29 protein-coding genes are annotated in these 25,727 nt (G+C 71.5%); 14 read left to right on the top strand and 15 right to left on the bottom strand.

Going from position 1 to position 25,727, the window contains the following annotated elements; all coding sequences use genetic code 11:
* The first annotated feature begins 18 nt into the window (after nucleotides 1-18).
* A complete protein-coding gene (locus KZI27_RS19785) occupies nucleotides 19-1,017 on the top strand; it encodes a matrixin family metalloprotease (protein WP_222658930.1) in 999 nt (332 codons plus the stop codon).
* Between the two features lie 81 nt (nucleotides 1,018-1,098).
* Here KZI27_RS19785 and KZI27_RS19780 read toward each other — a convergent pair whose 3' ends face one another.
* A complete protein-coding gene (locus tag KZI27_RS19780; RefSeq protein ID WP_222658929.1) occupies nucleotides 1,099-1,749 on the bottom strand; it encodes an SDR family oxidoreductase in 651 nt (216 codons plus the stop codon).
* 107 nt (nucleotides 1,750-1,856) lie between these two features.
* Between KZI27_RS19780 and KZI27_RS19775 the strand changes: the two genes are divergently transcribed.
* Nucleotides 1,857-2,345, top strand: a complete 489-nt coding sequence (locus KZI27_RS19775) for a DUF4126 family protein (protein WP_123311434.1) — start codon at nucleotides 1,857-1,859, stop codon at nucleotides 2,343-2,345.
* A gap of 27 nt (nucleotides 2,346-2,372) precedes the next feature.
* On the opposite strand, the gene KZI27_RS19770 is transcribed toward KZI27_RS19775, so the two are convergent.
* Complete coding sequence (locus tag KZI27_RS19770) at nucleotides 2,373-2,918, bottom strand: TetR/AcrR family transcriptional regulator (RefSeq protein WP_222658928.1); 546 nt, start codon at nucleotides 2,916-2,918, stop codon at nucleotides 2,373-2,375.
* 90 nt (nucleotides 2,919-3,008) lie between these two features.
* On the opposite strand from KZI27_RS19770, the gene KZI27_RS19765 reads away from it, so the two are divergent.
* From KZI27_RS19765 to KZI27_RS19750, 4 genes are all read left to right on the top strand, one after another.
* Nucleotides 3,009-3,752 carry an SDR family oxidoreductase gene (locus KZI27_RS19765; protein ID WP_222658927.1) on the top strand — a complete coding sequence of 248 codons (744 nt, stop codon included), beginning with the start codon at nucleotides 3,009-3,011 and terminating at the stop codon, nucleotides 3,750-3,752.
* A gap of 113 nt (nucleotides 3,753-3,865) precedes the next feature.
* Nucleotides 3,866-4,837 carry an NAD-dependent epimerase/dehydratase family protein gene (locus KZI27_RS19760; protein ID WP_222658926.1) on the top strand — a complete coding sequence of 324 codons (972 nt, stop codon included), beginning with the start codon at nucleotides 3,866-3,868 and terminating at the stop codon, nucleotides 4,835-4,837.
* A 123-nt stretch (nucleotides 4,838-4,960) separates the two neighbouring features.
* Nucleotides 4,961-5,194, top strand: a complete 234-nt coding sequence (locus tag KZI27_RS19755; RefSeq protein ID WP_222658925.1) for a hypothetical protein — start codon at nucleotides 4,961-4,963, stop codon at nucleotides 5,192-5,194.
* On the top strand, nucleotides 5,191-5,526 hold the full coding sequence (locus KZI27_RS19750) for a sigma factor-like helix-turn-helix DNA-binding protein (protein ID WP_260232967.1): 336 nt from the start codon (nucleotides 5,191-5,193) through the stop codon (nucleotides 5,524-5,526). Before KZI27_RS19755 ends, KZI27_RS19750 begins: the two co-directional genes overlap by 4 nt.
* Before the next feature lie 3 nt (nucleotides 5,527-5,529).
* Here KZI27_RS19750 and KZI27_RS19745 read toward each other — a convergent pair whose 3' ends face one another.
* A complete protein-coding gene (locus KZI27_RS19745; protein ID WP_222658924.1) occupies nucleotides 5,530-6,228 on the bottom strand; it encodes a carboxymuconolactone decarboxylase family protein in 699 nt (232 codons plus the stop codon).
* A gap of 122 nt (nucleotides 6,229-6,350) precedes the next feature.
* On the opposite strand from KZI27_RS19745, the gene KZI27_RS19740 reads away from it, so the two are divergent.
* Complete coding sequence (locus KZI27_RS19740; RefSeq protein WP_222661522.1) at nucleotides 6,351-7,367, top strand: aldo/keto reductase; 1,017 nt, start codon at nucleotides 6,351-6,353, stop codon at nucleotides 7,365-7,367.
* Between the two features lie 88 nt (nucleotides 7,368-7,455).
* Here the strand turns inward: KZI27_RS19740 and KZI27_RS19735 are convergent, their stop codons facing one another.
* From KZI27_RS19735 to KZI27_RS19720, 4 genes are all read right to left on the bottom strand, one after another.
* The gene (locus KZI27_RS19735; RefSeq protein WP_222658923.1) at nucleotides 7,456-7,659 is read right to left on the bottom strand and encodes a hypothetical protein; all 204 of its coding nucleotides are present in this window, start codon (nucleotides 7,657-7,659) and stop codon (nucleotides 7,456-7,458) included.
* On the bottom strand, nucleotides 7,656-8,528 hold the full coding sequence (locus KZI27_RS19730; RefSeq protein ID WP_222658922.1) for a helix-turn-helix transcriptional regulator: 873 nt from the start codon (nucleotides 8,526-8,528) through the stop codon (nucleotides 7,656-7,658). The genes KZI27_RS19735 and KZI27_RS19730 overlap by 4 nt, the downstream gene beginning before the upstream one ends.
* 52 nt (nucleotides 8,529-8,580) lie before the next feature.
* Nucleotides 8,581-9,459 carry a helix-turn-helix transcriptional regulator gene (locus tag KZI27_RS19725; protein WP_222658921.1) on the bottom strand — a complete coding sequence of 293 codons (879 nt, stop codon included), beginning with the start codon at nucleotides 9,457-9,459 and terminating at the stop codon, nucleotides 8,581-8,583.
* A gap of 73 nt (nucleotides 9,460-9,532) precedes the next feature.
* Nucleotides 9,533-10,702 (bottom strand): PQQ-dependent sugar dehydrogenase, encoded by a 1,170-nt coding sequence (locus tag KZI27_RS19720; protein WP_261783997.1) that lies wholly within the window; start codon nucleotides 10,700-10,702, stop codon nucleotides 9,533-9,535.
* 109 nt (nucleotides 10,703-10,811) lie between these two features.
* Here KZI27_RS19720 and KZI27_RS19715 point away from each other — a divergent pair, with 109 nt between their 5' ends.
* Nucleotides 10,812-11,210, top strand: coding sequence for a cupin domain-containing protein (locus tag KZI27_RS19715; RefSeq protein ID WP_222658919.1), 399 nt, complete (start codon nucleotides 10,812-10,814; stop codon nucleotides 11,208-11,210).
* Nucleotides 11,207-11,878: an SDR family NAD(P)-dependent oxidoreductase gene (locus KZI27_RS19710; protein WP_222658918.1), complete on the top strand. Its 672-nt coding sequence runs from the start codon at nucleotides 11,207-11,209 to the stop codon at nucleotides 11,876-11,878. Before KZI27_RS19715 ends, KZI27_RS19710 begins: the two co-directional genes overlap by 4 nt.
* A gap of 72 nt (nucleotides 11,879-11,950) precedes the next feature.
* Here KZI27_RS19710 and KZI27_RS19705 read toward each other — a convergent pair whose 3' ends face one another.
* Complete coding sequence (locus KZI27_RS19705; RefSeq protein ID WP_222658917.1) at nucleotides 11,951-12,493, bottom strand: TetR/AcrR family transcriptional regulator; 543 nt, start codon at nucleotides 12,491-12,493, stop codon at nucleotides 11,951-11,953.
* Nucleotides 12,494-12,546: 53 nt separating this feature from the next.
* On the opposite strand from KZI27_RS19705, the gene KZI27_RS19700 reads away from it, so the two are divergent.
* The 3 genes from KZI27_RS19700 to KZI27_RS19690 are packed head-to-tail and all read left to right on the top strand — an operon-like array spanning nucleotide 12,547 to nucleotide 14,414.
* A complete protein-coding gene (locus KZI27_RS19700) occupies nucleotides 12,547-12,879 on the top strand; it encodes a hypothetical protein (RefSeq protein ID WP_222658916.1) in 333 nt (110 codons plus the stop codon).
* 50 nt (nucleotides 12,880-12,929) lie between these two features.
* Nucleotides 12,930-13,946 carry a DUF3488 domain-containing protein gene (locus KZI27_RS19695; RefSeq protein WP_222658915.1) on the top strand — a complete coding sequence of 339 codons (1,017 nt, stop codon included), beginning with the start codon at nucleotides 12,930-12,932 and terminating at the stop codon, nucleotides 13,944-13,946.
* A gap of 30 nt (nucleotides 13,947-13,976) precedes the next feature.
* Nucleotides 13,977-14,414: a hypothetical protein gene (locus KZI27_RS19690; RefSeq protein WP_123311473.1), complete on the top strand. Its 438-nt coding sequence runs from the start codon at nucleotides 13,977-13,979 to the stop codon at nucleotides 14,412-14,414.
* 15 nt (nucleotides 14,415-14,429) lie between these two features.
* On the opposite strand, the gene KZI27_RS19685 is transcribed toward KZI27_RS19690, so the two are convergent.
* The 6 genes from KZI27_RS19685 to KZI27_RS19660 all read right to left on the bottom strand — a co-directional run bounded on the left by KZI27_RS19685 (nucleotide 14,430) and on the right by KZI27_RS19660 (nucleotide 21,643).
* On the bottom strand, nucleotides 14,430-17,249 hold the full coding sequence (locus KZI27_RS19685) for an ABC transporter permease (RefSeq protein ID WP_222658914.1): 2,820 nt from the start codon (nucleotides 17,247-17,249) through the stop codon (nucleotides 14,430-14,432).
* Nucleotides 17,246-17,974 (bottom strand): ABC transporter ATP-binding protein, encoded by a 729-nt coding sequence (locus KZI27_RS19680; protein ID WP_222658913.1) that lies wholly within the window; start codon nucleotides 17,972-17,974, stop codon nucleotides 17,246-17,248. Before KZI27_RS19680 ends, KZI27_RS19685 begins: the two co-directional genes overlap by 4 nt.
* A complete protein-coding gene (locus KZI27_RS19675; protein WP_258373137.1) occupies nucleotides 17,971-18,555 on the bottom strand; it encodes a PadR family transcriptional regulator in 585 nt (194 codons plus the stop codon). Before KZI27_RS19675 ends, KZI27_RS19680 begins: the two co-directional genes overlap by 4 nt.
* A gap of 165 nt (nucleotides 18,556-18,720) precedes the next feature.
* Nucleotides 18,721-19,602, bottom strand: coding sequence for an aldo/keto reductase (locus tag KZI27_RS19670; protein WP_222658912.1), 882 nt, complete (start codon nucleotides 19,600-19,602; stop codon nucleotides 18,721-18,723).
* A 269-nt stretch (nucleotides 19,603-19,871) separates the two neighbouring features.
* Nucleotides 19,872-21,410: an FAD-binding oxidoreductase gene (locus KZI27_RS19665; RefSeq protein WP_222658911.1), complete on the bottom strand. Its 1,539-nt coding sequence runs from the start codon at nucleotides 21,408-21,410 to the stop codon at nucleotides 19,872-19,874.
* On the bottom strand, nucleotides 21,407-21,643 hold the full coding sequence (locus KZI27_RS19660) for a hypothetical protein (protein WP_222658910.1): 237 nt from the start codon (nucleotides 21,641-21,643) through the stop codon (nucleotides 21,407-21,409). Before KZI27_RS19660 ends, KZI27_RS19665 begins: the two co-directional genes overlap by 4 nt.
* Nucleotides 21,644-21,958: 315 nt before the next feature.
* Between KZI27_RS19660 and KZI27_RS19655 the strand changes: the two genes are divergently transcribed.
* Both KZI27_RS19655 and KZI27_RS19650 read left to right on the top strand, forming a co-directional pair.
* A complete protein-coding gene (locus KZI27_RS19655; RefSeq protein WP_222658909.1) occupies nucleotides 21,959-22,945 on the top strand; it encodes an aldo/keto reductase in 987 nt (328 codons plus the stop codon).
* Nucleotides 22,946-23,122: 177 nt separating this feature from the next.
* Complete coding sequence (locus KZI27_RS19650; RefSeq protein ID WP_261783996.1) at nucleotides 23,123-24,535, top strand: nucleobase:cation symporter-2 family protein; 1,413 nt, start codon at nucleotides 23,123-23,125, stop codon at nucleotides 24,533-24,535.
* A 24-nt stretch (nucleotides 24,536-24,559) separates the two neighbouring features.
* On the opposite strand, the gene KZI27_RS19645 is transcribed toward KZI27_RS19650, so the two are convergent.
* Complete coding sequence (locus KZI27_RS19645) at nucleotides 24,560-25,609, bottom strand: Fic family protein (RefSeq protein WP_261783995.1); 1,050 nt, start codon at nucleotides 25,607-25,609, stop codon at nucleotides 24,560-24,562.
* Nucleotides 25,610-25,727: the final 118 nt, after the last annotated feature.

The following is a 25,727-nucleotide window of genomic DNA, read 5'->3' as shown; positions in this document are numbered from 1 at the left end:
GCCGCGGGAAGGGCAACCATGCGTCCTGTCAGGAACACGCTCACCACCGGGGCGGTCATCGCACTCGTCGTCGGCCTCACCGCCACGGCGGCACCCGCGCAGGCGGCGACGCCGAGCGCGTCGGCGGCCGGCAGCCGTTGCGCCGCGGGGACGCTCTCGGTGCAGACGCTCCGGACGGGGTGCACGGTCGCGTCCGGCACGGTCGTGTTGCCGGACGGCCGCACGTTCGCCGTGCCGGACCCCGGTGAGAGCGTGATGGCGAGCAGCTCCGCGGCGCCGGGTGCTCCCGAGCTGGCGGAGGTCGTCATCGCGAACACCGGCACCGGGGGTGTCGCGGTCCGCATCGACGAGGCGTGGAGCGGTTCGGCACCGGCGGTGCGCCGGGAGCAGGCGCGGAGCGCCGCGGCCAGCGAGGCGGCTGCCGCGCCGGCCGCCACGACCGCGGCCACCACCAAGTGCACCAGCACGGCCAACGCACGGAACGGGTACCGCTGGTCGAGCACGGTGCAGTGGTACTACAACGAGTCCGGCCAGAAGTCGTCGTACGCCAAGGACGCCCTGCGCAAGGCGGCGAACGCGTGGACGGGCACGATCTCGTCGTGCGACCGCACCGTGACCTCGTCCGCGCGGAACTCCTACGTGCGCCTGGCGACCCAGGCACCCGGGCTCACCGACAAGGGCGCGTGCTCGAAGAGCAACGGCTACAGCGTCGTCGGGTGGGGCAAGCTGCCCTCCGGGACCCTCGGCGTGACGTGCGTCTGGTACGACGGCAACGGCATCGCCAAGGAGTCCGACCAGCGGTACGCCACGAGCTACAAGTGGAGTTCCACGGCCACCTGCTCGGGCGCCCGGTTCGACACCCAGGCCGTCGCCACGCACGAGTGGGGGCACCTGTACGGGCTCGGCCACGTGAAGACCGGCACCGGTCAGGTCATGGAGCCGTCCGGCGGGTACTGCGACACCGGATCGCGGACGCTCGGGCTCGGTGACATGACCGGCATCGCGGCGATCTACTGACGCGTGGCACCGGGCAGCGCCCGACCGTCAGACCTGTCGACGCCGTCAGACCTGTCGACGCCGTCAGACCTGTCGACGCCGTCAGACCGCGTCGGCATGCAGGAAGTCCGCCACCGGCGTCGATCCCGAGTTGAACCGGATGGTGTTGCCCGCCGTGCCGGGGGTCTCGAGCACGTCGGCGATCACGTGCGCGACGTCGCCACGCGGCACGTCGGTCGAGGAGCCGTCCCAGTCCACCGAGCCCGTCGCGTCGTCGTCCGTCAGGGTGCTCGGCGCCACGATCGTCCACTGCAGACCGGAGTCGCGCACCACGGCGTCGGCGATCGCCTTCGACTGCGCGTAGGCGAAGAAGTCGTCGTCCTGCGGCACCCCGTGGTCGAGCTGCGACCCGGACCACGAGACCATGACGTAGCGGTCGACGCCGGCCTGCTTCGCGCCCTGCACCGACAGGATCGCGGCGTCGCGGTCGATCGCCCACGTCCGGTCGACGGACCCGCCGCCGGCACCGGCGGACCACACGACGGCGTCGTGCCCGCGGACGAGCTCCGCGAAGTCGGTCAGGGACTGCTGCTGGATGTCCGCGACCCGGGGCTCGCCGCCGTGGGCCCGGATCTCGTCGGACTGGTCCGCGTCGCGGATGACCGAGGTGACCGTGTGGCCGCGCTCGCTGAGGATGCGGGTGGTGAGGAGTGCGACCTTGCCGTGGCCGCCGAAGACGATGACGTTGCTCATGCGGCGGACGCTACTCGGGCCGGCTCAGTACCCGCAGTTCGTGAGGACCCTCGGAGCGCTCGCGGCCCACGTGCGTACGGTCGGACCTGATCACGACTGGAGACACGATGAGCAAGCAGCACGAGCAGCACACCCTGGTCCGCACCCTGGTGCTCGGCATCCTGAGCGGTGGCCGCAGCGCCACCCCGCTCGCGGTGCTGGCGCTGAACCACGACCGGTCCTCGCTGAAGGGTTCGTGGCAGGACTGGAAGGTCTTCAGCACCCCGCTCGGCCGCGGACTCCTCGTCGCCTCGGCCGTCGGTGAGCTCATCGGTGACAAGCTGCCGATGACCCCGAACCGCATCTCCCCCGCCGGCCTCGTCGGTCGCATCGGCTCCGGCGCACTCGTCGGCGCCGCGCTCGGGACGACCGGCAAGCGCGACCTGCGCATCGAGGGCGCGATCCTCGGAGGCGTCGGTGCGATCGTCGGGTCGTTCGTCGGGTGGGGTGCCCGCAAGCTCGTCGGTGCCACCACGCGCCTGCCCGACCCGGTCGTGGCGCTCGCCGAGGACGCCGCGACCATCGCCGGCTCCGTGAAGGTCATCACCGCCGACTGATCGGCGCGAGGCGGCGGGCGGCACGCCTCACCGCGCGGCGAGCACTCCGGCGGTCGCGAGCCGGACACGTTCCCGGGCCCGCTCTTCGTCGTCCCCGAACCGGTCGACCCCCCACGACACCGTCGTCAGCAGTTCGAACACCGCAGCGGCCTCCACCGCGGACGCGGTTCCCGCCGCCCGAGCACGATCGAGCAGCTCCGCGGTGCGTGCGGTCAGTCGTGCGCACAGTGTCCGGATCGGGGAATCCTCGTCCTCGATCGCGTCGGCGATGCACGAGGGCAGGTTCTGCCACACGCGCAGCTGCCACGTCAGTCGGAACATCCACTCGCGCAGCGCCGAGTCGGCGTCGAGGGCATCCAGTCCCGCCGAGTCTTCGATGATCGCGCGGACGCTGTCGTCCATCACGGCCGCGAGCAGGTCGTCGCGGGTGGGGAAGTTCCGGTAGAACGTCGCGTTCCCGACTCCGGCGCGGGTGGCGATGCCGTCGATGGGCGCGAGTATGCCGTCGGCGTCGAACACCTCGCGCGCTGCGGCGAGGATCGCGTCCCGGTTCCGCTGGGCATCGGCACGCATCTGCACTCCTGGCTTGACGTAAGTGGGGAACGTCCCCACATAATGATCCGGGGAGGTTCCCCGTTTCGTCAGCCTACTGCAGGAGTGATCATGTCCAACCAGCTCGAGAACCGCACCGTCCTCGTCACCGGCGCCAACGGGGGCCTCGGAACCGAGTTCGTCCGGCAGGCGCTCGATGGTGGTGCGCGCCGGGTCTACGCAGCGGCTCGCTCGCCGCGCGCGTGGGAGGACGACCGTGTCCAGCCGCTCGTGCTCGACCTCACCGACCCGTCGTCGATCGCGGCCGCAGCCGCGGCGGCGCCGGACGTCGACCTGCTGGTGAACAACGCGGGCATCGCGCCCGCTGCGGACGCCTCCATCGCCGCACCCTCGGACGAGTCCCTCGAGCGGGTCTTCGCGACGAACACCTTCGGCACCATCCGGATGTCGGCCGCGTTCGCACCGATCCTGGCGGCGAACGGCGGTGGTGCGATCCTCAACGTCTTGTCGCTCGCCGCGTGGACCCCGATCCCCACCGTGTACGCCGCGTCGAAGGCGGCTGCCTGGTCCGCGACCAACGGGCTCCGGGTGGAGCTCGCACCGCGGGGCACCACGGTCACGGGACTCATCGTGGGCATGGTCGACACGGCGATGGGGGCTCGGTTCGACGTCCCGAAGTCCCGCCCGGAGGACGTGGTCGCCCAGGCCTACGAGGGCACCGTCGCCGGTGTGTTCGAGGTCCTCGCCGACGACGACTCACGTTTCGTGAAGAGCCTGATGTCGGAGCCCGCGGAAGCACTCGCAGCCGCGACCGAGGCCGCGATGCGCGCCGTCGTCGCGGAGCCCTCCGCGTAGCGGGTGGAGGCACGGCGCCGCGCGCGCTTCGTGAGCAGGAACGGTCGGGTCGCTCATCGGCACCCGACCGTTCCTGCTCACGATCCGAAGCGGCTCGGCCTACCGTGTGCCGCATGCGCATCGTCGTCATCGGAGCCACCGGCCACATCGGCACGTTCCTCGTCCCCCGCCTCGTCCGCGGCGGTCACGAGGTCGTCGCCATCAGTCGCGGTACCAGTACCCCCTACGCCGACTCCCCCGAGTGGCAGCAGGTCGAACGCGTCACCGCGGACCGCGAGCAGGCGGATCGCGAGGGTACGTTCGGCACGCGGATCGCCGCGCTCGGCGCCGACGCCGTCGTCGACCTCGTCGGCTTCACCGAGTCGTCCGCCGCCGCCCTCGTCGAAGCGCTCCGCGGGACGGGCACGCACCTCGTGCACTGCGGCTCGATCTGGCGCGCGGGTGCATCCCGTGTGCTGCCGATCACCGAGGACGACTTCACGCCGCCCTTCGGTGACTACGGCGTCCAGAAGGACGCGATCGCCCGGATGCTCAAGGAAGAAACCGCGTCAGGGGGTTTGGTGACGACGACGCTGCACCCTGGCCACATCAGCGGGCCGGGCTGGATGCCGATCGGTCCGCTCGGCAACCTCGACCCGTCGGTGCTGACGCGGCTGTCCGCCGGCGAGACCATCGAGGTCCCCGGTCTCGGCGCCGAGACGATGGCCCACGTGCACGCCGACGACGTCGCCCAGGCCTTCCAGCTCGCCGTCGAACGCCGCGATGCGGCGGTCGGCGAGGACTTCTTCATCACGGCCCCGACGGCGCTCACCGCGCGTGGGTACGCCCACCTGGCAGCGTCGTGGTTCGGCCAGGAGGCCCGGCTCGAGCCCGTCAGCTGGGACCGGTTCCGCGAGACCACGACTCCAGAGCACGCTGACGCCAGCTGGGAGCACCTGTCACGCAGCCAGGTGTTCAGCGTCGAGAAGGCCCGCCGTCTGCTCGGCTACACGCCCGCGTTCACCGCCGGACAGACGGTGCTCGATGCCGTCCGCTGGCAGGTCGACCACGACCAGCTCGAGGTGGCTGGCCCCCTCGTCATCTGAGGAACGCACCCTCACCACGTCGTTGCCCTTGCGCTCGATATTAGTTGCAGCTATTATCAGTCGCAGGTAATGTCGCCGCACGCAGATCGGGACCTGGACTCCGCTCCGGTTCAGGACACCGCGATGATCAAGCGTGTACGGCAGTCCAAGCAGCATCCGATCTGGCTGGTGTCACACCCCTACGTCGCGGGAGTGGCGCTCCGCTTGATCTGCTGGTTCCCGCCGGACGAGGACCGAGTCGTGGTGGCACTGTTCTCCGGCGACAAAGCGTCAATGGGTGACGTGTTCTACGACACGGTCGGCGTCCGAGCTGATCGCCTGATCAACCGATGGCGGAACGAGACCGAGGAAGCATGATGGGCAAGGAAGACTTCGTACGTGGGAACGACCGCCTCGAACAGATGATGCAGCGGCCGGGCGTCGCAGACGCGGTGGCCGCACTCGAGGTCGAAGCGGACGAACTCGACCGCATCCACGCGATGAGCCTCGCGATGGTCCGCGAAGCCGGCAAGCGCACCCAAGCCGAGATCGCGCACGAGCTCGGCATCAGTCAGGGCGCGGTGTCCCAGATGGAGCGGCGAGAAGACATGCTGCTCTCCACGCTCCGCAGCTACATCACCGCGACCGGTGCCGAGAACCCACGCATCATCGTGACCGTCAACGGTCACGACGTCGAGCTCGCGATCTGAGCGTCAGTCGGCCGGCGCACCCTCGTTCACCACGGCGAGCCCGTTGAGCGTCCGTGGGTAGCCGATCACGGGCACCAGGACGGTGAGCACGTCGAGCAGTTGCTGCCGGGTGTTCCCGACGTGCAGGTTGCCCGCGACGTGTCCCTCGACCTGCGCGTCCGCACCGCCGAGCGCGACGAGGACCGCGAACGTCAGCAGCTCACGTGTCGGCAGGTCGAGCCCGTCCCGTCCGACGGTGTCGCCGAAGCAGTTGCCGGACAGGAACCGCTGGAAGTGCACGGTGTCGTCGGCCGCGTCCTCGTACATCGCGTCGACACGTCCGGCGCCGACGACGGCGCTCTGGACCGCACGGCCCCGTTCGAGTCGGTTGCCGGGGGTGGTCGTCGACTGACCCGGCAACGGTAGCTCGACACCGCGCGCGATCAGCACGTCGTTCGTGATCGTGAGGAAGTCCGAGGCGCGCCCGGACCCGACGTAGGCGACGGCCTGGTACCCGATCTCCTTCGCCTCGACGGGCGTCAGCGAGCCGTCGAGCGCGGTGCCGAGCAGCTGTCGGAAGGCAGTCTGCGCGCCGGCGGCGATCATCGCGCCGAGCTGCACGACCGCGCGGTCGTGGCTGCTGAGCGACGCGTGCTGCAGTGTCTCGTCCACGAAGTCGGCGTGGTACTTCGCGAACTCGGGGTCGGTCTCGGCGAACGTCATGTCCCGACGCTACGACGGCCCCGCCGACCGAGGGAGGTACGGTCCTCCCCCCTTTCACCGTGGATGACCGGCCTAGCGTGGCAGCCGTGCCCGGCGAGACCCGCGGGCACGGAGAGGAAACCATGGAGTACCGCCAGCTCGGACGCACCGGCGTCGAGGTGAGCCCGCTCGCGCTGGGCACCATGATGTTCGGTCCGTGGGCGAACGCCGACGTGGACGACTCGATCCGGATCATCCACCGCGCGCTCGACGCCGGCATCAACTTCGTCGACACCGCCGACGCCTACTCGGACGGCGTCTCCGAGGAGATCGTCGGCAAGGCCATCAAGGGCCGCCGTGACGACGTCGTGCTCGCCACCAAGTTCTTCATGCCGATGGGCGAGGGCCCGAACCGTTCCGGGGGCTCGCGCCGCTGGATCATGCAGGAGGTCGAGAACTCCCTGCGCCGCCTCGGCACCGACCACATCGACCTGTACCAGGTGCACCGTCCGTCCCCGACGACGGACGTCGAGGAGACCCTGGGCGCCCTGACCGACCTGGTCCGTCAGGGCAAGGTCCGGAACATCGGCTCGTCGTCGTACTCGGGCGCCGAGATCGTCGAGGCCCAGTGGGCCTCCGAGCGCCGCGGCCTGGAGCGCTTCCGCACCGAGCAGCCGCCCTACTCGATCCTGGTGCGCGGCATCGAGGAGGACGTCCTGCCGACCACGCAGCGCTACGGCATGGGCACCCTCGTCTACAGCCCGCTCGCGGGCGGGTGGCTCAGCGGTCGCTGGCGCAAGGACGCTCCCGGCACCCCGACGGCGAAGCACCGCCCCGCGGCCCGGTTCGACATGTCGACGCCCGCGAACCAGCGGAAGCTCGACGTGGTCGAGGAACTCGCGCTGCTGGCGGAGTCGCAGGACATGTCCCTGATCGAGATGTCCCTGGCGTGGGTCATCCGGCACCCCGGCGTCACGAGCGCGATCATCGGCCCGCGCACCATGGAGCAGCTCGAGTCGCAGCTCCCCGCCGCCGACCGTGTGCTCAGCGACGAGGTCCTGGACCGCATCGACGAGCTCGTCGCACCCGGCGTGACGATCAACCCCGACGACAACAGCTACGGGCAGCACACCCTCGTGCCGGCCGCACGTCGTCGGTGAACGCGACCGACTGACGGACGGGAGGCCCGTGGCGGCATCGCCACGGGCCTCCCGTTCGCCGTCTGGTCACGCGCAGTGCCGGTCGGCGTCAGCGACGCCGGAACAGCTCGCCGAGGTGCCACGGGCCGGGCGCGAGCCGCACGGCGGCCTCGGCGCGAACGCGCTCCTCGAGCGCACGGTCGCGTGTCAGCTCGTGGATCTCCTGCTCGGCGCGCCAGCGGAACCGAACCCGGCCCAGGAACCCTGGCGGTGTGGCGGTTGCGGTCGTCGGGACGGACTCGGTCTCGCTCATGCGTCCTCTGGTTCCGGGACGGCTGCGGCCGTCGTGGCGACGAGGTTCGCGAGCAGCTGCAGGCGCTCCTCGGACGGTGAGCCCGGCTCGGTGCCGTAGGCGATGAGCGTCAGACCGGTGTCGGTCGTGAGCTCCATGGTCTCGTAGGTCAGGTCGATGTCGCCGACCTCGGGGTGGTGCACCCGCTTCTCGCCGTTCAGGTGGCGCATGACGCCGTGCGCGGCCCACCGCTGCCGGAACTCCTCGCTGCGGGTGGAGAGCTCACCGATCAGGTCGGTCAGGCCCTTGTCGTGGGGCTGTCGGGCGGCCTCGGCGCGGAGCACGGCCACCATGTCGCTCGCGACGATGTCCCAGTCGCGCCAGAACTCCCGACCGCGTGGGTCGAGGAACGCGAAGCGGGCGGTGTTCGGGGTGCCGGCGGGGTCGAGGAACAGCGGCGAGTACAGCGCGCGTGCCAGGGCGTTGCCGGCCAGGAAGTCGGAGCGGCCGTTCCGGACCCACGCGGGCATGGTCATGCCGTCGAGCATGCGCTGCACGGGCGGCCGGACCTTCGACGTCGGGGGCTTCCGCCGCGTGGTCGCCGAGGTGTTCTGCACGCGGGCCAGGTCGAAGAGGTGCGCGTGCTCGGCGTCGTCGAGGCGCAGCGCACGCGACAGTGACTCGAGCACGCTCTCCGAGACGCCGGTGAGGTTCCCGCGCTCGAGGCGGATGTAGTAGTCGACGCTCATGCCGGCGATGAGCGCGAGCTCCTCGCGACGGAGCCCCTTGACCCGTCGGACGCCACCGAAGTCGGGCAACCCGACCTGCTGCGGTGTGACCCGCTCGCGGCGGGTGCGGAGGAAGTCGCGCACTTCGCTTCTGGTGTCCATGCGTCCACGGTAGGACCGTGCGGGCCGGGGAAGCAGGGGTTGCTGGTACCCGTCAGACGACGTCGTGGGCACGTTCCGCGATGCGTTCCGTCGCCGCCCACGAAGCGAGCAGGCGGAGCGCGTCGGCGGTCGGGCTGCCCGGGGTCGCCGGGTAGATCGTCAGCGCGAGTCCCGGGTCCTCGGCGAGTTCGAGCGTCTGGAAGTGCAGCTCGAGCGGGCCGACGACGGCGTGGTGGAAGGACTTCACGCCGGCGTAGTGGCGCCGGACGTCGTGCGCGGCCCAGAGCGCGCGGAAGTCGTCGCTCCGCATCGAGAGTTCCCCGATGAGCGCCGCGAGGTCACGGTCGTTCGGCGTGCGGCCGGCCTCGCGCCGCAGGATCGCGACGTTCGTGTGCGCCGCCCGCTGCCAGTCCTGGTAGAAGTTCCGCGCCTGCGGGTCGAGGAAGATGAAGCGCGAGAAGTTCATCGGTCGGGCCGGCGCCGACACCAGGTCCGAGTGCATGGCGTAGCCGAGGGCGTTGGCGGCGACGATGTCCTGGCGGTTGTTGATGATCATCGCCGGAGCGTCGGTGATGACGTCGAGCAGGTACTGCAGCTCCGGGCGGACCGCGGCGACCGGCACGACCGTGCCCGCCCGCCGCGGGGTCGCGTTCTGGTGCCGGGACAGGTCACGGAGGTGTTCCAGCTCGGCCGCGTCGAGCTGCAGTGCGCCGGCGATGGCCTCGAGCACGCTGTCCGAGACGCCCTGCAGGTTCCCCCGCTCCAGTCGCGTGTAGTAGTCGATGCTGACGCCTGCCAGCCGGGCGACCTCTTCGCGCCGGAGCCCGGTGACCCTGCGGCGGGTGCCGAACGTCTCGACCCCGGCCTGCTCGGGGGTGATGCGGGCGCGACGGCTGGACAGGAAGTCGCGGGCTTCGTCGCGGTGGTTCATGTCGTCACGGTAACGGGCCGGGGAGCGTGCGAGCGAGGGGCTGTCGGAACCCCCGTGGCAGCGCTCCGTCGGCTCACCCCGCGGCGCGGGTCAGGGGCACGGACACGATGCGGTCGTCGCCCTCCACAGGGTCACCGCGGCCGTCGGTGTTGTTCGTGACGAACCACAGCGTGTCCGACGGTCCCTCGAGCACGGTCCGGATCCGGCCGAAGTCGCCCTGGAAGTACTCGGTCGACGAATCCGGGTCGTCCGCCGGGATGGCCCGGAGCACCTCGCCGCGCAGGTTGGCCACGAACACGGTGTCGTCGACGACCGTCAGGCCACTCGGGGAGGCCTCGTCCGTCGACCACTGCTGCACCGGGTCGACGAAGCCCTGGTCCTCGCCGCCCTCCCCCTCGACCTCGGGCCAGCCGTAGTTCTCCCCCGCCTCGATGACGTTCAACTCGTCGAGGGTGTTCTCGCCGAACTCCGACGCGAACATCGTGCCGTCGGACGACCAGCCCATGCCCTGCACGTTGCGGTGCCCGAGGCTCCACACCGGGGACCCGTCGACGGGGTTGTCGTCCGGCACGTCGCCGTCCGGGGTGAGCCGCAGGATCTTGCCCGCGAGCGAGTCCTCGTCCTGCGCGTCGCTGCTCGCGCCGGCGTCCCCGACGCTGGCGTAGAGCATGTCGTCGGGGCCGAACGCGATCCGGCCGCCGTCGTGGAACGTGTTCGACGGCAGTCCGTCGATGATCGTCGTGGCGTCGCCGAGCGCCCACGAGCCCGTGGTGCCGGTCAGGTCGTACCGCTGGATCCGGTTGCCGTCGTCGGCCGTCGAGTACACGAACAGGTCGTCGTCGTGCAGGGCCAGGCCGAGCAGTCCGCCCTCGCCGCCGTGGCGGACGCCCTCGACCGTGCCGACCTCGCGCGTCGTGCCGTCGTCCTGCAGCTCGAGGACCTTCGCGGAGTCGCGCTCGCTGACCAGGGCGTCGCCGTCGTCGCCGGTGCGGACGACCGACCATGGTGCGTCGAGCCCCGTGACGACGTCGGTGGTGTCGCCGTCGGGCGCGACCTGCCCGGTCGGCAGGTCGGCGGGGGCGGTGGCGCGGGCGCTCGCCGACGAGCCGCGGTCGTCGTCGGGTGCGGCACCGGCGCAGCCGCTCAGGGCGAGCGCGGCCACCGCGGCGATGCCCGCTGCGGACCAGGCGCGTCGGGCTCGGGCGGGGCTCGGGTGCTGGTGCGGGTGTTCGCTGCTGTCCACGGTGGTCCTCCCGGATCGTGCGTCGATCACACACGTCGTGTTCGGGAAACGGCTGAGGGGTACGACCGGCACCTCCCTCCGGTGCGCACATCGGCCTACCGTCGGGGCCATGGAGATCCAACCGAAGCAGCCGACCGTCAAGAACCCGGCCGCGCAGTTCACCGGCGACGTGTACCTCGACGCCATCGCCAGCCCGAAGGAGGACGGCCAGTCGATGACCGTCGCCAAGGTCCGGTTCCTGCCCGGCGCGCGGACCGCGTGGCACTCGCACGCCAAGGGGCAGACCCTGCACGTCACCGAGGGCGTCGCGCGGATGGGGACCCGTGACGGCGGCGTCGTCGAGGTCCAGACCGGGCAGACCGTCTACACGCCGGCCGGTGAGGAACACTGGCACGGTGCGACCCCGACGGACTCCATGGAGCACCTCGCGATGCTCGACCTCGCCGACGACCCGGCGACCACCACCACCTGGCTCGAGCACGTCACCGACGAGGAGTACTCCGCATGACCACCATCGCCATCATCGGGGCCGGCAAGGGCCTCGGACTCGCCGTCGCCGAGCGCTTCGGCCGTGAGGGCTTCTCGATCGCCTTGGTCTCCCGCAACCAGGACCGGCTGGACGGCCTCGCCGCGTCGCTGCGCGAGCAGGGCATCACCGCCGCCGGGTTCGCCGCGAACGTCCGTGACGGCGACTCGCTCCGCACCGCCCTCGAGCACGCGACCGAGCAGCTCGGCCCGATCGAGGTGCTGCAGTACAGCCCGCTCCCCGCCAAGGAGTACATGCGCCCGGTCCTCGAGACCACCGCCGACGACCTGGTCGGTCCGATCGAGTTCTCGGTCTACGGCTCGGTCAACGCGGTCCGGCAGGTGCTGCCCGGCATGCGGGCGATCGGCCACGGCACGATCCTGTTCGTCAACGGCGGCAGTGCGGTCCGGCCCGGCGCCCGAGTCACCGGCACCTCGGTCGCGTTCGCGGCGGAGAGCGCCTACGCCCAGCTCCTGCACGACGCCGTGCGCGACGAGCAGGTCCACGTCGGCCAGCTCATCATCCCGTTCGGCATCGACGACGGGCAGCCGGAGCACTCCGGCGCGTCCATCGCGGACCGGCTGTGGGCGATCCACGCGGAGCGCGGCGAGTTCCGCACGTACGCGGAGGCGCTGCCCGACCCCGCCTGAGCGCGGTCGTCACCATGTGACGGACGGGAGGCCCGGTGCCAGCTGGCACCGGGCCTCCCGTCCGCCCTCGGGTCACGTCGAGAGCACCGCGACGGCACGCGCGGCGCGTGCGGCGACCTCGGTGGCCGTCGGCGCCGGAGCCAGGCCGAGCAGGCGCTCGCGGTGGAGCTCCCCGAGCAGCAGCGTGAAGAGTTCGGCGGCGGTCTCCGGAGTCGCGCCGGCACGGACCAGGGCCTGCTGGGCGGCGATCGGGCCGGCCTCGTGGAACTCGCGGGCGAGCTCGGGCGACCGGGTCGACTCCGCGATGACGAGCCGGTGCAGGGCGACGGCGCGGTCCGAGAGCAACGCGCCGCCGATCGACGACGCAGTGGCCTCGAGGTCGCGGGTCGGCCCGTCCGCGTACGTGTGCTGCCGCCGGACGACCGCGCGGAGCAGCGCGGGCTTGTCGCCGAACGCGGTGTAGAGCGTGCGCTTCGTGACCCCGGCCTCGGCGGCGATGCGATCGAGCGCGACTCCTGTGAAGCCGTGCTCGAGGAACAGGTCGGTCGCGACGTCGAGGATCCGCTCGTCGCGGGCGACCCGCTCGTCGGCGGTCGGACGTCCTCGCTTGTTCACGAGACCAGCCTACCCGTAATGATACGCTCCCGTCTCATTGACGAGGAGGGTCCATGACCGATGTGGTCTGTCACGTGGCGATCGCCGACGACTGGGAGATGAGCCGCGGGTTCGGCGAGTACGAGGTCGCGACCCGCGGGGTGCCGCTCGAACCCGACGGGTACGTCCGCGCGACGACGCCGGACCGGGTGTCCGAGGTCGTCGCCGAGCGGTACGGCGACCTCGCACTGCCCCTGCTCCGGATCGACCTGAGCGTCGCGGGGCTCGCGGCCGCGGGGGTGCCCGTCGAGTGGGTCGACGGGCTCCCGCGGATCCGGGGGCCGATCCCGATGGACGACGAGGTCGTGCTGGCCGAGGTGCCGATCGCGATGGGTCCTCGGACGTAGCAGCGCTGTCAGGGGCCGCCGCCCGGCGGTCGAGGCCCTAGCGTCGTGACGTGGATCCGAACGCGTTCGACAGCGTGGCCGGTGTCGGGCTGCTGCTGCTCATGCCCGTGTCGGTGCTGTTCGTCGCCGCCGCGCTCCGACGACTCGCGGTGCCGCGGTGGTCGTGGGTGTTCTACCTGCTCGGGGTGGCCGGCGTCCTCGTGCTGCTGCACGGCGCGGGGCACACCCGGTACGAGGTGGAGGACCACTCGCACTTCGGGTGGCACTTCGGTCAGTTCGTCGGGCTCGGTCTCGGACGCATCGGGGTCGGTGTCAACGCGGTGGTGGCGACGGCGTGGATCGTGTTCCGCTCGCCCCGCGCCGACGAGGTGCTGCCCCGGCGGGAGACCCGGCTGGTCGTCGCGTCGTACCTGACCATGGCGCTCGCGGCTGCCCTCCCCGCGACGTGGTGGGCCGTCGGGCTCGGGATCGTGCCGATCGCGGTCGAGCTGCCGGTGGTCGCAGTGGGTCTGTCGTTCCTCACCGTCGCGGTGTGGCTGCGCGAGCGACGGGTCCGCAGGGCGGGCGAGGTCCGCCAGCAGCCGGAGTCGACGTGGCCCCTGGGCGCGGTGGTCGCGATCGCGGTGGTCGGGTCGCTCGCCGTCGGTCCGTTGCTCACGGGGAGCGGGTTGCCGGACGGGTCGGTCGGCCCTGCTCCGGACGTCGCGGTGACCGCCGCACCGACGACGGACCCGGACTGGCCCGGGCCGGTGCCGACCACGACGACGACGCTCGACGCCGACGCGATCGAGGCGGACACCCGCTCGTTGCTCGAGGACACGGTCCGCTGGGCCGGCCCCCTCGACGACCTGTCGTCACCGACGCCCGCCGCTGCCCGGCCGCCGCAGGACCTGGCACCGCGGGTGCAGGCGGGGTGGGACGCAGCGGGCTACGCGGCGGTCGACCGGGCGATGGGCACCGACCTCGTCATGCCGCTCCGCGGGGACGCCGCGGTGGAACGGATGCGGCTCGGCGGTGGACCCGGCGGGGTGCACGTCGACGTCGAGTCCTTCTGCACCGGCACGTGAGCACGACACCCGCGCCCTAGGCTGGAAGGGATGTCCAGCGTCCTCCTCACCGTGCACGTCGTGGCGGCGCTGCTCACCCTCGGGCCCGTCGCGGTCGCCGGGAGCACGTTCCCGAAGCCCGCACGCGCGCTCGTCGCCGATCCGGACGACCAGGCCGCTCGAGCCGTCGCGACGGTCCTGCACCGGATCTGCCACGTGTACTCGATCATCTCGCTCGCCGTCCCGACGTTCGGCACGGCGCTGGCGTTCGAGGTCGGGGCGCTCGACGAGGCCTGGCTGCTCGTGTCGATCGGTCTGACCGCCGTGGCTGCGGCGATCCTCGCGCTCGGGGTCCTGCCGGAGCAGCGCCAGGTCCTCCGCGGCAACGGGACCGAGCGATCGCCGCGGAAGCTCGCGGCGCTGGTCGGTTCGTTCAACCTGGTGTGGGTCGTGGTCGCCGTGCTCATGGTGGTGCAGCCCGGCGCCTGACCGGGCCGCCCCGCCTCAGTGCGCCCGCCGCACCGCCACCCGGCGTCGGCCGTGCGCGGTGAGCCACGCCCCCGCGGTCACGACCAGCGGCAGCCCGATCGCCAGCAGGGCCAGCATCGACCAGTCCGGCACGAACGGCATGTGGTTCGTCCCCACCACGGGCTCCGTGAACCGCAGGGTGAGCGCCCGCATCGGCAGCAGCCCCAGCAGGGTTCCGATCACCGCGCCCACCGAGGCCAGGATCGCCGCCTGCCAGGTCGACACCCGCCGCCGGAGTCGTGGTGCCGCACCGATCGCGTCGAGCACCTCGTCGTCTCGGCGGCCGTCGGACCGTGCGAGCCCGATGGCCACCGCAGTCGCACCGATCGTCACGGCCGCGGCCAGCGCGAGCACGATCGCGCGGATGAGCGCGCCGTTGTCGACCGGACCGGCTTCGTAGGAGAACTGCGGGCCGTCCCACCGGGCTCGGTCCGCGCCGCCGAAGCTCTGCCAGGCGGAACTCAGCTCGTCCCACTGTTCGGGGGCGATGTCCCCGGGCAGCGTCGTGACGAGCATGCCGTCGACGGCCGGGACCCCGTACTGCGCAGCGGTCGCCTTCGTCATGAAGACGCCGACCTGGATCCGCGGCGACTGCACGTCGAGCACCGCAGGGATGGACAAGCTGGCGTCCGGCTTCGTCCTCGTCGTGATCGTCGGGCTCTCCCACGTGCGGTCGTGGAACGTGTCGATGCGGACCGCGCCGTCGTGGGCGTACTCCGGCCACAGGGACACCGCCTTGCCGCCCTCGAGCGCATCCCGCACGGCAGCCGACGGGCGGTGGCCGGTGAGCACGGCGTAGTCGTCGACGGTGCCCGTCCAGATGTGCGGCGTACTCGCGTCAGCGGTGTCGAGGTAGTACGCGCAGCCGGTGGTGTCGTTCGCGGGGCAGTCGAAGTCCGTCCACCGGTGCGGCAGCGTCACGGACGACGGGGTGTCGCCCGCCCAGCCCTCGGCCACGCCGAGCACCCGGATCCGGTCGTGGTCGAACACCCGGGCCACGACCTTCGCCGCGTGTGCCGTCAACGCCGCGTCGTGACCGCTGGAGGCGCCGTCCTCGCTGGAGAGCTGCACCTCGGTCGTCGCCACCCCGACGGCCGTGCGGTACTCGTACCCACGGACGTACTGGGCGTGGCTCGACGCACTCCACGTGATCACCACCGACGCGACGAACACGACGCTCATCACGCTCGCGAGCACCGGCACCGTCCGGACCGGGTTGCGCCGGGCATCGCGGGCGGCGAGACGCGCCGACAACCCGAGGCGCGACGACAGCCGCGTGACGAGGGCGAGGAGCCACGGCGAGCAGATCGCGATGCCGAGCTGCATCAGACACGGACCGAGCGCGACTCCGGCACCGGCCACCCAGGCCCAGTGGTCGTCCTGCACCGGGCGGTCGTTGAGCATCAGCACCCCGACGCCGCAGGCCAGCGTCATCACGGCGCCGGCGACGACGAGCGCCGGCCCCCAGACGCGGCGCCGACGGCGGGCCGGACGGTCGACGGGCGCGGGACGGAGCGAACCCCGCAGCGCTGCGAGCACGTTGATGCGCGTGGCGGCCCGAGCGGCGACGAGGGCCGAGACCAGCCCGGCCAGGATGCCCGCGGCCGCGACCACGAGCAGCAGGAGCGGGGGCACGTGCAGGCCCGGGAACGACACGACGTCGCCGTTGTCGATCAGTCGGAACACCACGACGCCGAGCCCGGTGCCCGCCGCGACGCCGAGGACCGCGCCGATCGACCCGAGCACGAGGCCGGACCCGGCGACGATCGTCCGGACGAACCGCTTGTCCCCGCCGACACTCGTCACGATCGCGTACGAACGGGTGTCCGCCCGGGTCCCGACCAGGAACGCGGCCCCGGCGAGCAGCGCGACCTCGAACATCGCGAAGACACCGAGCAGCGCCATCGCACCGAGGTACCACAGGAGCGAGGAGCTCATCTGGCCGCCGGGCAGGCGGGCGTCCGGCGGGTCGAGGACCACGGGGCGTGACTGCACGACGATGCCGTGCGCGTTGAGCTGCCGGATCTCCGACCAGGTCGGGGCGTCGGACGGCAGGTAGACGGTGACGTCCGTCAGACCGACGTCGTCGGTGGTGTCGGTCGTCGACAGCGTCGTCCCCCAGGGCAGGAACACCCCCTGCTCGCTCGGCGCCGAGCCGAGGTCGCGCATCGTCCCGGTGATCGTGAACCGCTTCGTGACGGGGTCGGTGAGGTCGACGGTGTCACCGATGTGCGCACCGAGCCGGTCGAGGGTCGCGGGCGTGACCATGAGCTGGTTGCGTGCGGTCGGTGCCGAGCCGTCGAGGACGCGCCAGTGCCCCTCGAGGGACGGGTCCCAGACGCTGCCCTCCACCGCGGCCAGACCCACCGGGCCCCGCGGACCCTGCACCACGACGGGGGTGCTGCCGACCGGGATCGACAGGGCACCGTCCGGCACGTGGGCGAGGACGTTCGCGAACGGGGCGTCCTCGTCGGCCTTCGTGACCGGGCTGTTCCGCTTCGAGTCGGTGAACTGCCACTGCACCGGGTCCTGCCGCATGCCGGGCAGGTCCGGTCCGGACACCCGCATCTGCGCCGCCGCCTTGCCGAGGTCGTAGTCCAGCGACTCCGAGGTCGTGGGTTGCGTCGACTGCACGACGACCGCCACCGCGGCGAATCCGGCGGTCGGGATGCCGATGAGCGCGATGATCAGTGCCGCACGACCGGCCTTCGCGAAGGCCAGTCGACGCCCCAGGCGGAGCGCCGGTCGGAGGGCGAACGGCGTCCGGCCGATCCCCCGACGCCGACGCCGGCTCACGACGCGTTCCGGTCCGCCAGGGCGAGTTCGACGCCCGAGTACACGGTCTCGTCGACCACGCGACCGTCGCGCAGGAAGACGATCCGGTCCGCCCAGGCCGCGTGCCGGGCGTCGTGGGTGACGAGGAGCGCACCGGCTCCGGCGTCCACGTGTCGTCGGAGCATGCGGAGCACGACCTCGCCGGTCTGCGAGTCCAGTGCGCCGGTCGGCTCGTCGGCCAGCACGAGCCGACGTTCACCGACCACGCCCCGGGCGATCGCGACGCGCTGTTGCTGGCCGCCGGACAGGTCGTCCGGGTAGGCGTCGGCGCGGTGTGCGAGTTCGACGTTGTCGAGCGCCAGTTCCGCGGCGCGGCGGGCCTGCGATGCCTTCCAGCCGTCGAGTTCGAGCGGCAGCGCCACGTTCTCGACGGCGGTGAGCGAGGGGATCAGGTTGAAGTCCTGGAACACGAACCCGATGAGGCGACGGCGCAGGGCCGCGAGTTCCTTGGCAGGCCGATCGGACACGAACGCGGCGTCGATCAGGACCTCGCCGCTCGTGGGCGGCAGCAGGGTGCCGGCGCAGGCGAGCAGCGTCGACTTGCCGGAGCCCGAGGTCCCCATCACGGCGACCATCTCGCCGCGCTGGACGGCCAGGTCGATGCCGGCCAGGGCCGTGACGGCCTTCGCACCGGAGCCGTAGTGCACGCTGACGGCGTCGAGCTGCAGGAGCGGTGCGGCGCTCACCGTGCGCTCCGCGCGACGTCGGCAGCGGTCGGGGACGAGGAGCCGGCGTCAGCCGCCGGGTGCTCGTCCGGCCGGTACCGCGCCACGGTCGACTCCACGTGGTCGAGCCAGCGCACCTCGGCCTCGGCCTGGAACACCATCGACTCGAGCACGAGCGACCACGCCAGGTCGGTCGCCGGGTCGGCCGTGCGCTTGAGCCGCGTCAGGTCCTGCAGGTTGCGGATCGCGGCCCCGCGCTGCACCTGCACGAGCTTGGCGACGTCGACGCCGGGCACGGTGACCGCGAGGGCGAACTTGATCGCCAGCTCGTCGCGGCCGCGCTTGGCCGGCACCGGCTCACTGAACCAGCGCGCCACTTCCCCGCGACCCGCGTCGGTCACCGTGTAGACGACGTGGCCGTCGTCGTCGGTGTCGCCGCGGGCCACGAGGCCGTCGCGTTCCAGGCGGTCGAGGGTCGTGTAGACCTGGCCGATGTTCAGCGGCCAGCTCCCGCCGGTGCGGTGCTCGAACTCCCCCCTGAGCTGGTACCCGTACCCGGGTCCCCCCACCAGCAGCGCGAGTACGCCCATCCGTACGCTCATGACACTTCCCCCGTCTCTCGTCCACCGTGGACATACCGAGTATGCCCATACCGCGTATGCATCCGCAAGCGCGGAGGTGGAAAGCGCGGGAGACGGACGGGAGGCACGGTGCCAGCTGGCACCGTGCCTCCCGTCCGCCCTTGGGTCGCGTCCGCGACCGAAGGGTCAGGAACCCAGCTTCGACAGCTCCTCGAACTCCTCGTCGGTGAGCTCGATGGTCGCGCCCTGCAGGTTGTCCTCCAGGTGCGAGACGCTCGACGTGCCGGGGATCGGCAGGACGACGGGCGAGCGCTTGAGCAGCCAGGCGAGTGCGAGCTGTGCCGGCGACGCGCCCTTCCGCTCGGCGATCTCGGTGAGCGGCGAGTCCTCGCCGGTCAGGCCGCCCGTCGCGAGCGGGAACCACGGGATGAACGCGATGCCCTGCTCGGTCGACCAGTCGAGGAGTTCCTCGGCGTCGCGCTTCTGCAGGTTGTACAGGTTCTGGACGGAGACGATCGTGGCGATCTCCTGCGCGGCCTTGACGTCGTCGACCGACACCTCGGACAGCCCGATGTGCCGGATCTTGCCCTCGTCCTGCAGCTTCTTCAACTCGCCGACCTGGTCCTCGAGCGGGACCTTCGGGTCGATGCGGTGCAGCTGGAACAGGTCGATGCGCTCGAGGCCCAGACGGCGGAGGCTCATCTCCGCCTCCTGCCGCAGGTACTCCGGACGGCCGACCGGCGGCCACTCGTTCGGGCCGGTGCGGGTGAGTCCGGCCTTCGTCGCGATCACGACGTCGTCGCCGTAGGGGTGGAGCGCTTCGTGCAGGAGGTCCTCGGCGACGTAGGGGCCGTAGGAGTCGGCGGTGTCGAAGAAGTCCACGCCGAGCTCGACGGCGCGCTTGAGCACGCGGACGGCCTCGTCGTGGTCCTTCGGGGGTCCCCAGACGCCGGGGCCGGTGAGCTGCATGGTGCCGTAGCCGAGACGGTGCACCTCGAGGTCGCCCCCGATGCGGAAGGTGCCGGAGGCGGCGGCCGGACGGTTGGTGGTGTCGGTGCCAGTGGTCATGCCCCCGGTCTACGCCGGAGGCGTTGCCGGTCCCTGAGTCGGTGTCCCCCGGGTGTCGCCCTCGTGCTCGTCGAGCCAGGTCCGCCAGGCCGCGGCGTCCGGCAGCACCAGGTCGACGATGTCCATGCGGTCATCGTAGGACGCGGCCGGTCGGTCGGCCGGCCGGCCGGCCGACCCGAGACTCGGTGTGGGCGACTGTTCTCGCGGTGCGCGCCACGAGAACTGTCGCTCACACCGAGACTCGCGTGCGTCGGGCCGAGACTCGTGCGTCAGACCCAGTTCGGCTGGTCCAGCACGCCCGTCGGGTCCGCCTGTTCCGCGATGCGGTGCAGGCGCGAGGTGTTGTCCCCGAAGTAGGCCGACGGGTCCGTGATGGCCGCGTCGCAGTAGTTCGCGTACGCCGCGTCGCCCCACGCTGGACGCATGGCCCGGCGGAACCCGCGCACGTACGCGTCGAACGGTGCGGGGTCCGCGCCGTCGGTGAAGACCGCCGTGTACTGCACGGTCATGAGCGCGGACCGCCACGGGAACGCCGAGTCGGTGCGGCCGACGTCCGCCACGACGCCGCCGAGGGCGTCGAGCGCGACCCCGCCCTCCAGGTTGCCGTCGACGTCGCCCGCCGCTGCCGCCTGCGCGACGAGCACGTCGATCTGTGCGTCGGTGAGCTTCGTCGATCCGATCGACGAGGTCGCCGCCTCGGACACCCGCTGGGGCTTCCCCGCCAACGCGGACATGGCGGCGCCGTAGGTCAGTTCCTGACCGGTGTGCGCCAGCGGCTTCGCACCCGTGGCGGCGATGAAACCGTCGACGGAGGTGTCGGCGCCGGTCTTCGAACCGGTCCACACGCCGGTCACGGTGACCGTCGGGGCGGTGTGCCGACTGCCGTTGAGCAGCTTGAGCGTCGACCACAGCTCCGGCTCGGCGGTGGGCGCCCAGTCCTGCCAGGCGCGCACCACGGCAGCGGCCGCCGACCACGCGAACGTGATGGTGAAGAGCAGGACGGGAGGCGCGGCCTGCGTCCGGTACGTCAGTGCGGTCACGACGCCGACGGTTCCACCGCCCCCACCGCGGCAGGCCCAGAACAGGTCGGGTTCGCGGGACGTCGAGACCTCGTGCACGGAGCCGTCCGGGGTGACGAGCGTCACGCCGGTGAGCTGGTCGCAGGTCAGCCCGAACGAGCGGACGAGCACGCCGACCCCACCGCCGAGGGTGAGCCCGCCGATGCCGACGGTCGGGCAGGACCCGGCGCCGATGGCCCGACCGGCCTTCGCGAGCGCGGCGTAGACGTCCCCGAGCTGCGCGCCCGGACCGATCGTGACGGTGTCGTCGTCGTGCAGTTCGATGTCGTCGAGGTCCTGCGTGCTGATCACGAGCGACCGCGGGACGTCGGTGCCCGGGGCGCCACCGGCCGACCACCCCGTGTACGAGTGCCCGCCTGCTCGCAGTGCGACGGGCGTGTGGGTCGTGCGCGCGAACGCGAGGCCGGCCTGCACGTCGGGGATCCCCGCGACCCGGAGGATCCCCTGTGGGTCGGCGTCGTCGTAGCGCGGGTTCTCGAGCACGCGTGCGCCGTCCCACCCGTTCGACCCGGACCGGAGCAGCGTGCCGGAGACCGCGGCGGCGAGGGCGTCCCACGAGTCGGGGCCGCCCGGCGTCGGCGTGCTCGTCGGCTCGGCGGAGCCGCTGGCAGTCGGGCGCGGCGAGCCCGAGGGAGCGGGGCCCGGTCGGGTGCACGCTGCCAGGACCCCGGCGAGCCCGAGTCCGACGCCCCCGGCGAGCAGGGTGCGCCGGGTCGACGTGCGGCTCACGAGCCGGCGAGTCCCCCGCCGGCACCGGTGATGCCGGGGTGTGCGGACTTCGCGAGGCCCTCGGTCATCGAGTGCGCTGCCTCGGCGTCGGCGAGGGAGCGGGCGACGAGGGTCGGGTCGACCGGTTCGAGGTGGGCGAGGCGCTTCGCACGACGGCGGTTCTGCACCTCGAGCACGGTGAGCAGCGCGGCGATGGCCACGACCACTCCGACGACGATCCACACGACGACCATGACGTTCCCCTTCCGTCCCGGGGCGTCCACCCCGTGCTCGCAGCGTAGCGCCGGCGGTGCGACGCCATCCAACGGAGCCGGGATCTGTCGCCGTTCCGTGACCGTCAGGCGGTGCTGCTGATCCGGACGGCGCCCGCCCACCCGTGCACCCACTCGGGCAGTTCGCGGTCAGCTGGTGCTCCGCCCACGGCGATCACACCAGAAGGCCGCGCTGCCCCCGCGTGGACCTTGGAGGATCCACACGAACGGTGCCCGTGTCTGACCGGCACCGGCAGTGCCTTCCTCCGAGCGGCGCACCCGGAGTAGACCTGCAGCATGCAGACACGCAAGCTCGCAGACCTCGAGGTCGGACCCGTCGGCCTCGGCACCATGGGCATGAGCGCCTTCTACACGGGCGCCGGAACCGACGACGCGGAGTCGATCCGCACCATCCACCGCGCGATCGACCTGGGCGTCACCCTGTTCGACACGGCCGAGGCGTACGGTCCCTACACGAACGAGGACCTGCTCCGCCGGGCCCTCGCCGACCGCCGCGACGACGTCGTGATCGCGACGAAGTTCGGCCTGATCACCCACACCGCCGGCGAGGAGACGCCCGCCCGGGGCCGCGGCATCAGCTCCGCACCGGAGTCCGTGCGCGAGGCGCTCGAGGGCTCCCTCCGCCGCCTCGGCACCGACCACATCGACCTGTACTACCAGCACCGCGTCGACCCGGCCGTCCCCATCGAGGACGTCGTCGGTCAGCTCGCCGGCTTCGTGCAGGAGGGCAAGATCCGGCACATCGGGCTGTCCGAGGCCGGACCCGAGACCATCCGCAAGGCCCACGCCGTCCACCCGATCACCGCCCTGCAGAGCGAGTACTCGCTGTGGACGCGCGACCCCGAGGGTGACGTGCTCGACACCCTGCGTGAGCTCGGGATCGGCCTCGTGCCGTACTCGCCGCTCGGCCGCGGCTTCCTGACCGGTGCGATCACGAAGCCGTCCGACCTGGACTCCGACGACTTCCGCCTGGCGAACCCGCGTTTCCAGGAAGAAGCGTTCGCGCTGAACATGCGGATCGTCGACGCGGTCAAGGAGATCGCGACCGAGGCCGACGCAACTCCGGCGCAGGTGTCGCTCGCCTGGCTGCTCGCCCAGGGCGACGACATCGTCCCGATCCCCGGTACGAAGCGGGTCTCCCGCCTCGAGGAGAACGTCGGCGCCGCCGACCTGACCCTCACCGCGGACCAGCTGTCGCGCCTGTCGGCGCTGCCGGTCCCGACCGGCGACCGCTACCCCGACATGTCGACCATCGGTCGCTGACGCAACCGGACGACGGCCTGGAGGCCCGTGGCGGATCCGCCACGGGCCTCCAGTCCGTCTCGGCGTGCGTTTCGGGCCGGAGCCCGGTGACCGACGCGACCCACGTCCGTCATCCCGGGGAAACACGAGCTGCATAGCGTCCGGAGCACAGGGAGACCACCGCTCGAAGGGGACGCCATGACGACCGAGAAGACACCGCGCACGACCCGGAGTGACGACGGAGTGGACTCCGTCCCACCACTCGCGAGACTCCTGCCGCTCGGCCTGCAGCACGTGCTCGCGATGTACGCGGGCGCGATCGCCGTCCCGCTCATCGTCGGCGGTGCGCTCGGGTTCGACAGTGCCGACCTGGCGTTCCTCATCAGCGCGGACCTGTTCGTCGCGGGCCTCGCCACGATCGTGCAGTCCGTGGGCTTCTGGCGGTTCGGGGTCCGGCTGCCGCTCGTGCAGGGCGTCACCTTCGCCGCGGTCGGCCCGATGATCGCGATCGGCACCGAGCACGGCATCACCGCCGTCTACGGGGCGACGATCGCGTGCGGGGTCTTCATGGTGGTCGTCGCGCCGTGGTTCGCGCAGCTCGTCCGGCTGTTCCCGCCGATCGTCACCGGCACGGTCATCCTCATCATCGGCTTGTCGCTCATGAGCGTCGCGGCCGGTTGGGTGACCGACGGCGGGGAGGACGGTGCTGCGGACCCGCTCGACGTCGCGTTCGCCGCCGGGGTGCTGCTCGCGATCGTCCTGGTCGAACGCTTCGCTCCGCGCGGTCTCGCGCGGGTGTCGGTGCTGTTCGGGCTGCTGCTCGGCACCGTCGTGGCCCTGTTCGTCCCCGGCATGGTCGACGGGTCGGGCATCGGTGACGCGGGCTGGTTCGCCGTCGTCACGCCGTTCCACTTCGGGCTGCCGACGTTCGACCTCGCCTCGATCGTGTCGATGCTCGTCGTCGGACTCGTGATCATGACCGAGACCACCGGCGACGTGATCGCGGTCGGCGAGGTCACCGGCCGCCCGGTGTCGAAGCGCACGCTCGCTGACGGCCTGCGGGCGGACGGGCTCGGCACGGTCGTCGGCGGGGTGTTCAACACGTTCCCGTACACGGCGTTCGCGCAGAACGTCGGGCTCGTCGCACTGACCGGCGTGCGCTCCCGGTACGTGGCGACGGCGGCCGGCGGCATCCTCGTCGTGCTCGGCCTGGTGCCGAAGGTCGCTGCGGTGGTCGAGGCGATCCCGCACGCGGTGCTCGGTGGTGCCGGCGTCGCCCTGTTCGGCATGGTGGCGGCTTCGGGCATCAGGACGCTGTCGAAGGTGCGGTTCGACAACCGGAACGTCCTCGTGGTGGCGCTGCCGCTCGGCATCGCGCTGCTGCCGACCGTTGCCCCGGAGATCTACGGGCAGTTCCCGACCTGGTTCACGCTGGTGTTCGACTCGGGGATCTCGGCCGGTGCCGTCGCGGCGATCCTGCTCAACCTGCTGCTCGGGTCGCGCTCCGTGGCCGAGCGGTACGGCGAGGACCCGGCGGTCGGCTCGTACGACGGGGTGCGGTCGACGGCGCCGATCGCGTTGCCCGACTCGGGCAGGTCAGGAGCACGTTGATCGACACCCGTCCCGAGGACGGAATCAGAACGTCGTGTCCCTCGGCTTCCGCTTGAACCGTGATTCCTTGTAGGCATCGACCGCGGCGCGACTCGATCGCCATTGTCCATCAGTCCCCCTGATCGCCTCGAGTCGCCCACGAGCCGCCGCTGCTTTGAGGGCGACGAGGGAGAAGTCGTCATCGACCAAGGCGGGAAGCGGAACGTACTTCGCGGGGCCAGCGATGTTCGGGATGAGGGTGTGCAGGTTGTCGATGACTGACCGGCTCAGCAGTTCCGCCAGCGGACCGAAGTCTTCGTTGTCTGCGCGGTCAAGCGCTTTGAGGTACTTCTTCCGCTGGTCCTTGAAGACGATTGCCGGTGGCCAGCCGAGTCGCACCAGGATGAGGTTCAAACAGAGGCGGCCGGTACGGCCGTTCCCGTCGATGAACGGGTGGATGTGCTCGAAGTTCCGGTGCATCTGCGCGAGCCACTCCGGGACTTCGGCCAAGAGGATCGACCCGTCGGCCACCCCGACGCCGAAGTCGTTCGCGCGGTCGACCCAGTTCGTCAGTTCCGCATGGACGAGCGGGAACGACGGCGGTGTCATTCCGTGCGCGAACGGCGCGATCTCGTGTTCGCGGAAGTTCCCGGGACCCTCACTGTCGTTGGCGTCCGGATGCGGCGTCACGTCCCAGGCGCCGCTGAGTGCGACCTTGTGGATCTGGCGAACCTCCTGCAGGGTGATGAGCTGATCGCCCGCCGCTGGCTGGAGAGCTTGCTCGTAGACCCATTTCGCAGCCTCGCCGTACCCGAGGACTTCGAGGTAGTCCTTGAGTTCTTTCGCGCCCACCGCGCGCCCCTGCTCGAGAAGCTGTTCCACTTCGCGCAGCACGAGCGTGTTGCCCTCGATCGCGGTCGAGTGGTGTGCCTCGAGATGCCAGAGCCTGTCCCAGAGTCCCTTTGCTTCGTATGGTTTCGGGAGACCGCCGTAGTTCGCGAGCTCGTCGATTGCAGCTTCGAACCGTTTGTCCACGGCTTGGCGGGCCGGCCGGCCCCGCTTCGGTACGGAAGCTGATATTTCGTAATTTGTCACGGCTCGCCCTCGCTAACGAAACAGAACAAGATCGATCCTGTCACGGCTCAGCCGCTGGATGAAACACATCAAATATCGCGGTGAGACGACGGCGTGCAGGTGCTCCCCGGGACTGGTC

This window comes from Curtobacterium sp. TC1 (assembly GCF_019844075.1).
Taxonomy (GTDB): Bacteria; Actinomycetota; Actinomycetes; order Actinomycetales; family Microbacteriaceae; genus Curtobacterium.
Note: the sequence above shows the minus strand (reverse complement) of the source record. Positions and strands in the feature narration are given on the sequence as shown.